We start from the raw sequence: 9,079 nt of genomic DNA, 5'->3' as shown, positions 1-9,079 counted from the left end.
TCTCGCTTTTTAGTAGTAAAAACTTTTTGGTCAATGGTTCAAGCATCAAGTTGATGGTAGAAGGCTTTGGGGGTGACTAGAAAACAAGACTTGATCTAGTAATTTCTATCTCACCGACTTTTTTATACTCAATGAAAATCAAAGAGCAAACTAGGAAACTAGCTGCAGGTTGCTCAAAGCACTGCTTTGAGGTTGTAGATGAAACTGACGAAGTCAGTAACCATACCTACGGCAAGGCGACGTTGACGAGGTTTGAATTTGATTTTCGAAGAGTATTATCCTTCCATATAGGCTCGTAATTCATCCCCTGTAAGGCCAGCATTGATAGCAATGAGGAGTTTGAGACGAGCCTTTTGAGCATTGAGCTCTTTGACAAAGAAGACACCAGCCTTTTGCAGACAAACGCCACCACCCTCATAGGCATAAACAGGTTCGGCAATCCCATTAAAACAACGAGAAACCAAGGCGATTGGGAGTCCTTCTTGGATAAGGGCGTTCAATTTTTGTGATGTTTCCTTGGGAACATTTCCAGCACCAAAGGCCTGGATAATAAGACCATCTAGCTGGTCAACAGGAAGCAAATCAAGGAGTTCTTCTGTCATGCCAGCATAGACTGGAATAATTGGAACCAAGCCCTGGATCCTATCAAGGTCAAAACGAACACGGGGTTCAGCTGTTTTAAAATAGAGAATTTCTTGCTTCATGATGAGACCTAGTGGGCCATGGGTCGGTGTTTGGAAGGTTCCGACATTCGTGGTATGGGTCTTAGTGACATACTTGGCAGCGTGAATTTCATCATTCATCACGACCAGTACCCCCTTATCAGCGGCCTTGTCATCACTTGCAACACGTAAGGCACTGAGATAATTGTAGACACCATCGCTTCCGAGTTCGTTGGAACTACGCATGGCCCCTGTTAGTACGATCGGTTTGTGAGGAACCTCCATGGTATCGAGGAAATAGGCAGTTTCCTCCAAGGTATCTGTCCCATGTGTAATCACGAAACCGTCATAATGATCAGCCTCCTCTTTGATTTTTTGATAGAGGGCCAGCATATGCTTGGGTTTAATATGGGGACTTGGCAGATTAAAAAAGTCGAGCGCGTGGACTTCAACTCCTCCAAGTGGATTGGATACATGATTCATAGGGTTTTCTTGGCTAGTTACAACAGTGCCAGAGTCATCGGCTTGCATGGAAATAGTACCACCCGTATGTAAAACAAGGATTTTCTTAGGCATGATTTACTCACTCTTTCTGAAATGTGGTATAATCATTGTATCACAAAAGGGGAGAATGAGGTAGGATGGAAGTCAAAGCTGTTTTTTTTGATATCGATGGAACACTAGTCAACGATCGCAAGAGTGTTTTGAAATCCACTAAGGACGCGATTAAGATTGTGAAGGACCAGGGGGTGCTTGTTGGAGTAGCGACAGGGCGAGGACCTTTTTTTGTTAAGGATTTAATGGAAGATTTAGATCTGGATTTTGCCGTAACCTATAACGGCCAATATATCTTTAATAAAAACAGAGTCTTGTTTACAAGTCCTCTTTCCAAGTCTCATTTACGGCAGTTGATCACCTATGCCAAAAAAGAGGGCAAGGAGATTGCTCTAGGGACCAAGGATGCTATGCTGGGTTCGAAAATCATGTCTTTTGGCCTAGGTTCTTTTTCTCAAAGGGTGAGTCGTTTTGTCCCCTCTATGTTGACTCGTACAGTTAGTCATTCCTTTAATCGAATGGTGAGTAAGATTGTTCCTCAGAAGGAAGAAGACTTGCTTCACTTGATGAATCAGCCCATTTATCAAGTTTTGATGCTAATGACGCCAGAAGAATCTGAGAAAGCAGCAGCTGATTTTAAAGACTTGAAATTAACTCGCAGTAATCCTTTTGCAGCCGATGTCATCAACCAAGGAAATTCCAAGTTAGAAGGCATTCGCCGAGTCGGAAAAGAGTATGGTTTTGATCTCAATCAAGTCATGGCCTTTGGTGACTCGGACAATGACTTAGAGATGCTGGCGGGTGTTGGGATGTCAGTCGCTATGGGCAATGGTAGTAGCAGTGTCAAGGAAGTGGCGAAACATATCACAACCAGCAACCAGCAAGATGGGATTCACAAGGCCTTGGAACACTTTGGTGTTTTGGCTTCAGAGAAAGTCTTTGTCAGCCGTGACTATCATTTCAATAAGGTCAAAACCTTCCACCACATGATGGATGAACGAACTCAAGAAGAGCCACAAGCTTGGGATTTAGAAGGTGCTACCCATAGAGCGGGATTTAAGATAGAAGAACTGGTCGAGTTTGTTCGAGCTGCTAGCTCTTCTGAAGAAGACTTCGAACGGGCAGTTGGACAGTTACACCAAGCGCTGGATCAAGCAGCACAGAAAGTTGCTAAGAAAACACCTGCTAAGCAAGATTTGGTAGGGCAAGTAGATGCTTTAATTGATACCTTGTATTTCACCTATGGTAGCTTTGTTTTGATGGGGGTGGATCCAGAGCGGATTTTTGATATTGTCCATCAAGCCAATATGGGTAAAATGTTTCCAGATGGAAAAGCTCATTTTGACCCAGTTACTCACAAAATCCTAAAACCAGATGACTGGGAGGAGAGATATGCTCCAGAACCAGCCATTAAAAAGGAGATTGAGCGTCAGATAAAGGCCTATGAACGCCACAAGGAAAGAGCCGATAAGAAATAGGCGATAGAAAAGGAAGCCTTGAATGCTTTTTTGATTTCCTGGCTCCAACTACTGCATCAACAATTTATGAAAAAAATGAGGTTAGGAGAAAAATCCCAACCTCATTTCTTTTTTATTACAAAGTTTTGTCCTTATCTCTAACGACGAGAAGGTCAACGCTGGTATGGCGTAGGATATATTCTGATGAAGAACCAACTAGCAGACGCTCAAAAGCATTGAGTCCTGTTGCTCCAACTAAAATCAAATCAACCTTTTCTTTATCTGGAATTGTTTTAGCTAAGAGAGTTTTAGGATTTCCCATCTCAATAACAACTTTAATGTCTGTGAGCCCAGCATCTTTTGCACGCTTTTCATATTCAGCCATCAAATCGTTGGCCTCGACTTGCAATTCTTCGTAAACTTCGGCATCAAATGTTGAGATGCTTTGAAGAGCACGTGTGTCAATGACATGGGCAATCGTTAGTTTTGCCTGGTTACGTAGTGCTGAATGAACCCCTTTGATGAAAGCCAAGTCAGCTTCCTTAGAACCGTCAACCGCTACCATGATGTTTTCATAACGTTGTGCCATAGCAAAAACCTCCTCATTCTTATTACCTTCATTGTATTCCTTTTCACTAAAAAAGTAAAGTAAAAAACGATAGGAAGAAGATAGATGCTTTTTGACTTTGACTTGGAGTTTGTTATAATAAAACTAGAAAAGCTAAGAGGAAGAGATATGACAAAAATCGCAGTATTATCGGATATACATGGCAATACAACAGCCTTAGAAGCTGTTCTGGCAGATGCCCAGAAGTCAGAGGTTGATGAGTATTGGCTCTTAGGAGATATCCTCATGCCTGGAACAGGACGAAAAAATATTCTCCAGATCTTGGATACTTTACCAATCACCCATAGAGTTTTAGGGAATTGGGAGGAGAGCTTATGGCGCGCCTGCCATCGTCAGTTAGATGAAAGTAGACCCAGTCATCGTTATCTCTTACGCCAGTGTCAGTATATTATGGAAGAACTCAGTGTTGAGGAGATTGAGGCGCTGCAGAACTATCCCTTGCAAGTGCACCGCCAGTTTGGAGATTTGAAGCTAGGGATTAGCCACCACTTGCCTGATAAAAATTGGGGACGAGAGCTGATTCATCTTGGAAAGCAAGAGGACTTTGACCGCCTTGTCACCAATCCAGACTGCGATATTGCCATTTATGGTCATATCCATCAACAGTTTCTTCGGTATGGTAGTGGTGGCCAGCTTATCCTGAATCCAGGTTCCATTGGTCAACCCTTCTTTTTATCTGAAAATTTACGCAAGGACTTACGTGCTCAGTACATGATTTTAGAGTTTGATGAAAAAGGCTTGAAAGATGTCGATTTCCGTCGGGTTGATTATGATATTGATGCAGAATTACAACTAGCCAAAGAGTTACAATTACCCTACTACCAAGTTTATTATGAAAGCTTGGTTAATGGGATTCACCATACCCATAATCAGGAACTACTTCATGAAATTGCCCAAAGTCAAGGGCATGATGCAGAACTAGATGACTGGCTGAGTGGTAACTCTTGACATTACAACTACAAGAGATATAATAAATATAAGTAAAAAACGAACTAGTCTAATAGAAAAAGGAGAACCTTATGCAAATTTCAAGTCGATTTACCATCGCGACCCATATGTTGATTATCATAGCCTTAAAAGGGAAAGAAAGTAAGGTGACTAGTGATTTTCTTGCTAGTAGCGTTGGAGTCAATCCTGTCATTATCCGTAAGACCTTGTCTCAACTGAAAAAAGCTGAGTTGATTTCAGTTGCGCGTGGAACTGGTGGTGCAGAGATCATCAAAGACCTAGAGGATGTCAGTCTTTTAGATGTTTACCAGGCAGTTGAATGTCTAGGAAAGACAGGTCAACTCTTTAGTTTTCATGACAATCCAAATCCAGCCTGTCCAGTTGGCGCAAATATCCATGGGATTTTAGACGAGAAATTACAAAAGATTCAGCTAGCCATGGAGCAGGAACTGAGCCAAACCAGTCTTGCCCAAGTAGTGGCAGATGCCGAAGCAAGGATAGAGAAATAGAAACTATACAAGTAGCAGAAAGAGTCTTTTCGGTTTAAAGCACTAAATTTCCTTTTTTAAAAATCAAAATAGTAAAAAGCGAAGATACCAGAATTTCGATAGTTAGAGTTCTGGTATCTTCGCTTTTATAGGTTATAGAAATTGTTCTCTAAGATTCGGATGATTAAGCGACTCTAATTTTCAATATTTTTTTAAAGATCACCAATCGAAATGGTATTAAGCTCGCTAATAACTTGAAGCTGGGCCATGCGTCCGATATTGATTAGTTTTGGATGCTCTAAACCTTCGACATCAAAGTTGGTCAAAATGGCATCATATCCAGCCTCCATAATCTCATCAACATTCAATGTAGCCTTGTCCCAAGTTTCAAACTGGATATTTTTAGAAGTGTAGTATTTATAGAGAGAGATGAGGGCGCGTGGATGTGCGAAGTCAAACTCACTTAACACAAGGACACGGACTTTATTCTGAGATTCTAATAATTGCTCCATCAAATCTGAAGCGTGGGTCAAGAGAGTGTATACCAGATGGACAACAGCATGTGCCTGTTCTTTTTGTCCCAAGCTAGACTTATAACGCATCATTTCAAAAACAGCTGCTTCATAAAATTCAGGGAAGAATTTCTTGATTTTATGAAGCGTATAGGATTTATTATGAGAAATGATGGATTCTGAGTTGATCTCTTGACGTTCAAGAAGAGCGGTATTATGTAAGTGCCAAACTAGCTCGTCAGTATTTGTAAAGTGAATCCCAAATTCACGAGTCAAGTTATCGAGGACATCTCGAGCAGCGTGGTAAGAGTGATCAACTTGTTTGTCTTCTGAACGGGCAGCTAGAAATTCTTCAACAGTAAAGAAGATTCCTTTTTGAGTATAAGAATCAAAGATTTGTTCTAAGGTATGACGGTTAACCTCGATATTCAGACGCTTAGCCAATGGTTCGAGTTGATCTTGGAACTCCGACAGTTGATCATATAAAGGAAGATCATTTGTAGAATCACTCGTTGTTTGGATGGTAGTACCAATCTTAAATCGGTGCAAATTAACAGCTATTTGTGTTTCTAGCTGCAACAAGTTAGCATAGTTGGCAGGAAATCCTGTCATTTTAAGAAAGAAAGCAACAAATTCTTCAATGTCTTTCTTAGAATCAGTAAATGGCCATTTAAAGTAGCCATAGGCTTCATGGAAATACTGGGCGAAGAAGAAGCGGATGTCCTTTTCGTCTCCAATGATAGAGATTGGAGTGACCTTGAGTTTGAAGCAGTATTTATTTTGTAAGGTATGATTGATCTCAGCTACTTTTTTGCGAAGTGCAGGTAGTGAGACATCAAGGTTTTGAGCTAAATGTTCATAGGTAAATGGTTCTTCTAATAAAAAGAATGCTCTCAAAACTTGGAAGTTAGAAGAATCTTGTAAAATGTGGCGGTAAATTCGTTCAATACCCAAGTTTTTAGGGTTGGCCAGCCTGATACCAGCTGTTGAAGATTGGATTTCGAAGCAAGAGAGGACTTCGCGCATCTCCTTTATATCGCTTTTAATGATACGGGTGTTGATATCTAGGTCTTCTGCTAGGGGATCTAGGTGGATCCAGTCTGGATTTTCAAATAAATATTCTAAAATTCTTAATTGCCTTTGTTCTTTTTGAGTCAATAGGGCTCTCATGAATGATTCCTCCTGTAATATATTTGATTATAATAAATAAAAATCATATTTTTTTGAAGATAAATGTTATTATATCACAAGTAAATTAAAAAAACAAAGAATTTGCCTACATTTATTATATTGTATTTTGGGATAAAATCCATTGTTTTAGAATTTTTTTGTATTGAAAAAAATTTTAAATATATAGTTTAAAATAATCGACTAAAACAAAGCTATGTTTTATAATTTAAATTGTATGTTAAAGACATGCTATAGTTTTAAAATTAACTGAGGCTATAATTTATGTATTTTAAAAGAAATTGACTCAACATGAGTTAAGACTTCAGCTGTAACTCAGTTGTATACGCCTCATCGCTTACAGACGCCGAAAAAGCTAAAGTAGCAGAAGAAGCTAAGAAAGCTAACCCAACAGCAACAGACATCAAAGTTAACAATGATGGATCAGTAGTTGTAACCTTTGAAGATGGATCAGTAGCAGTTATTCCAGCTGAAAAAGCTGTTGCAGCTGCTAACCAAGAGTCACCTGCTCAAGAACCAGCTAAGAAAGCAGGAGCGAAAGAATTGCCAAACACTGGTACTAAACAATCTAACGCTTCACTTGGACTAGCACTTCTTGCAGCAGTGACAGGAGGGCTTCTCATCGCTAAAAAACGCGAGGAAGAAGAGTAATAAAATACCCAAATAAAGTAAATTTAAGAATATGAATTCTTCAATTTACTAGAAAAGGCTAAGAGAAAAGACTAGTCTCGTCATAAAACCACACACAGATTCCAGACTTGAGAACAATCAAGATTAAAGAGTCACTGTGTGGTTTTTAAAATTTCAGAGGTTAGATTCTTTACTATTCAATAAGAATCATTATTAGAAAACGAGATTCTCAGTTTTAGGAGATTCTCGTTTTTCTATTTAGAAGTTGAGTCCCTAGAATTAGAAAATGTTAACATATAAGAATACATACCATATATTTTAAATAAGTATAAAAAATAAAAATAAGAGCAAAGAATTAGAAAATTTTACATACAATTTTACTGTATTATTTTTTGACATTTTTTAATTCGTGTTTTATAATAAAGGTGTATGTAGCATTTGAAATGCTAAGAAATACAAAAATGTATTTTAATCGTAAAAATGCAGAGCAAAAGAACTGGCGTATGATCAAAAAAGGAAAACATTTCCTTTTCGGTTGTTCGCTTGTTTTTGCGGTCGGGGCTGCTTTAGTAGCACCATCAGTCAAAGCAGATATAGTAGAAGCTAAGCCAGAGACTAGCTCTACAACAGAGGGGACTAAGCCGGTTTCAGCCGAAGAGAACCCAACTTATGCAGCGCCAGCTGTAGAAGTGGCACCAGTAGTAGCAACTGAAGAAAATGCCGAAAAAGCAGTTGAAACTACTCAAAAATTCTAAAGAAGAACCAGTACCAGCTACTGAGAAAGCTAAGGAAACAGTGGTTGCGACTGAAAAAGCTAAGGAAGCTGATAGCATCCAAGCTCCAGAAGTGACTGTGGTATACGATCCATCAGCACTTACTGATGAAGAAAAAGCAAAAGTTGTAGCAGCTGTTAAGGCAGCAAATCCTACAGCGACTGATGTTCAAGTCCAAGCAGACGGATCAGTAGTTGTTACTTTTGCAGATGGTTCAAGAGCAAACTTGTCAGCAACACAAACGATCAAAGATGGTTCTTTAGTTGCTAAGCCACGTACTAATCGTGCAGCACGAGCAACAGCAACCCGTTCAACAGCGACACGTGCAACAGAAGGTTCTGAAAACCTTGACTATACCAACAAAGAAGACGTCGAAGGTTACGTAAAAATTAGTTATGAAGTGGATAAGGCTAATAATGTTATCCATTGGACAGTTCTTGATAACCCAGGTCGTAAAGGGAATGCAGCTAGTGGTTATGTCTACTTTACGATTCCAAAAGATTCTGTAGGTGAACCAACAAACTGGAAAGTTGTTCAAACAGATAAAAACGGAAAAGTAGTTAATACGCGTGATTACTGGAAAGATAATGACGGATCATACTTGATGGGTCAAAAGGGTCGTATGGATAGTTATACTGGTACTGAAATGACCAAGCGTTTGACTGAGTTGTTTAAGAAAACAAAGAATCCAGCAATTAAAGGTAATGAAGCTGCAGTAGCAGCCCAAACTGCGGAACGTTCGCAAGCTCTTTATACGTTGACTGCTGATAATAACAAAATCCGTAATGTTATGTGGACGATTACCTTTGATACCCCAATCTTGGATAAGACTAAACCACTTGACTTTGTGGCAGGTATGCAAGGAACAGGGCTTATCGGTGGTCCGACAAATATCATGACCGGTTTCACAGATAACTTTATCGAAGAAATCAAGTTCCAAGCTGTCGCAGTTAAAGACAAGTACACTGCCAAGGTTGGCGAGAGTTTTGATGCTACTCCAGCTAACTATGTAACCAATAAAGCTGGAACACCAGAATTCCCAAATAACTACCGTGGTGCAACAACATTTGCATGGAAAGACGGTCAAGCACCTACTGCTACAACTCCAGGTACTTATACAAAAACAGTAGTTGTAACATATCCAGCACACTACAAACAAGCTCCACAAGAAGTTACTATTACATTTGAGGTAAAAGGTAATGAAGCAAGTGAAATCAAAGAACCAACTAAGACACCGG

Annotated in this window: 9 protein-coding genes and 1 pseudogene; 7 read left to right on the top strand and 3 right to left on the bottom strand. The window is 39.6% G+C overall.

The window, feature by feature from the left end; genetic code table 11:
* Positions 1-275: 275 nt before the first annotated feature.
* Complete coding sequence (locus SINDD18_RS05540) at positions 276-1,238, bottom strand: asparaginase (protein ID WP_061863398.1); 963 nt, start codon at positions 1,236-1,238, stop codon at positions 276-278.
* A 65-nt stretch (positions 1,239-1,303) separates the two neighbouring features.
* Here SINDD18_RS05540 and SINDD18_RS05535 point away from each other — a divergent pair, with 65 nt between their 5' ends.
* Positions 1,304-2,695 carry a Cof-type HAD-IIB family hydrolase gene (locus SINDD18_RS05535; RefSeq protein ID WP_061863397.1) on the top strand — a complete coding sequence of 464 codons (1,392 nt, stop codon included), beginning with the start codon at positions 1,304-1,306 and terminating at the stop codon, positions 2,693-2,695.
* 115 nt (positions 2,696-2,810) lie between these two features.
* On the opposite strand, the gene SINDD18_RS05530 is transcribed toward SINDD18_RS05535, so the two are convergent.
* Complete coding sequence (locus tag SINDD18_RS05530) at positions 2,811-3,263, bottom strand: universal stress protein (protein WP_045762643.1); 453 nt, start codon at positions 3,261-3,263, stop codon at positions 2,811-2,813.
* A gap of 147 nt (positions 3,264-3,410) precedes the next feature.
* Between SINDD18_RS05530 and SINDD18_RS05525 the strand changes: the two genes are divergently transcribed.
* Both SINDD18_RS05525 and SINDD18_RS05520 read left to right on the top strand, forming a co-directional pair.
* On the top strand, positions 3,411-4,250 hold the full coding sequence (locus tag SINDD18_RS05525) for a metallophosphoesterase family protein (RefSeq protein ID WP_049530272.1): 840 nt from the start codon (positions 3,411-3,413) through the stop codon (positions 4,248-4,250).
* A gap of 71 nt (positions 4,251-4,321) precedes the next feature.
* The gene (locus tag SINDD18_RS05520) at positions 4,322-4,759 is read left to right on the top strand and encodes an Rrf2 family transcriptional regulator (RefSeq protein WP_061863396.1); all 438 of its coding nucleotides are present in this window, start codon (positions 4,322-4,324) and stop codon (positions 4,757-4,759) included.
* 191 nt (positions 4,760-4,950) lie between these two features.
* On the opposite strand, the gene SINDD18_RS05515 is transcribed toward SINDD18_RS05520, so the two are convergent.
* Complete coding sequence (locus tag SINDD18_RS05515; protein WP_061863395.1) at positions 4,951-6,420, bottom strand: M protein trans-acting positive regulator PRD domain-containing protein; 1,470 nt, start codon at positions 6,418-6,420, stop codon at positions 4,951-4,953.
* A 357-nt stretch (positions 6,421-6,777) separates the two neighbouring features.
* Here SINDD18_RS05515 and SINDD18_RS11670 point away from each other — a divergent pair.
* The 4 genes and pseudogenes from SINDD18_RS11670 to SINDD18_RS05500 all read left to right on the top strand — a co-directional run.
* Positions 6,778-6,912 (top strand): annotated as a pseudogene (locus SINDD18_RS11670) (hypothetical protein); the annotation flags it as partial.
* The gene (locus SINDD18_RS11530) at positions 6,901-7,089 is read left to right on the top strand and encodes an LPXTG cell wall anchor domain-containing protein (RefSeq protein ID WP_277619881.1); all 189 of its coding nucleotides are present in this window, start codon (positions 6,901-6,903) and stop codon (positions 7,087-7,089) included. The pseudogene SINDD18_RS11670 and the gene SINDD18_RS11530, both read left to right, overlap by 12 nt.
* A gap of 440 nt (positions 7,090-7,529) precedes the next feature.
* Entirely contained in the window at positions 7,530-7,823 is a 294-nt protein-coding gene (locus SINDD18_RS05505) for a KxYKxGKxW signal peptide domain-containing protein (protein ID WP_061863393.1), read from the top strand.
* Positions 7,786-9,079 (top strand): Rib/alpha-like domain-containing protein (locus SINDD18_RS05500; protein WP_153014427.1); only part of this gene is annotated, 1,294 nt, incomplete at its 3' end. The genes SINDD18_RS05505 and SINDD18_RS05500, both read left to right, overlap by 38 nt.

The sequence above is a fragment of the Streptococcus infantis genome (genome assembly GCF_001579645.1).
GTDB classification, from domain to species: Bacteria; Bacillota; Bacilli; order Lactobacillales; family Streptococcaceae; genus Streptococcus; species Streptococcus infantis_E.
The sequence above is the reverse complement of the archived record's forward strand: the minus strand, read 5'-3'. Positions and strand labels throughout refer to the sequence as shown.

What these genes read in the sequence shown, in the direction of transcription:
- SINDD18_RS05540 (WP_061863398.1), bottom strand. Translation starts at nt 1,238, where the DNA reads ATGCCTAAGAAAATCCTTGTTTTACATACGGGTGGTACTATTTCCATG.
- SINDD18_RS05535 (WP_061863397.1), top strand. Translation starts at nt 1,304, where the DNA reads ATGGAAGTCAAAGCTGTTTTTTTTGATATCGATGGAACACTAGTCAAC.
- SINDD18_RS05530 (WP_045762643.1), bottom strand. Translation starts at nt 3,263, where the DNA reads ATGGCACAACGTTATGAAAACATCATGGTAGCGGTTGACGGTTCTAAG.
- SINDD18_RS05525 (WP_049530272.1), top strand. Translation starts at nt 3,411, where the DNA reads ATGACAAAAATCGCAGTATTATCGGATATACATGGCAATACAACAGCC.
- SINDD18_RS05520 (WP_061863396.1), top strand. Translation starts at nt 4,322, where the DNA reads ATGCAAATTTCAAGTCGATTTACCATCGCGACCCATATGTTGATTATC.
- SINDD18_RS05515 (WP_061863395.1), bottom strand. Translation starts at nt 6,420, where the DNA reads ATGAGAGCCCTATTGACTCAAAAAGAACAAAGGCAATTAAGAATTTTA.
- SINDD18_RS05505 (WP_061863393.1), top strand. Translation starts at nt 7,530, where the DNA reads ATGTATTTTAATCGTAAAAATGCAGAGCAAAAGAACTGGCGTATGATC.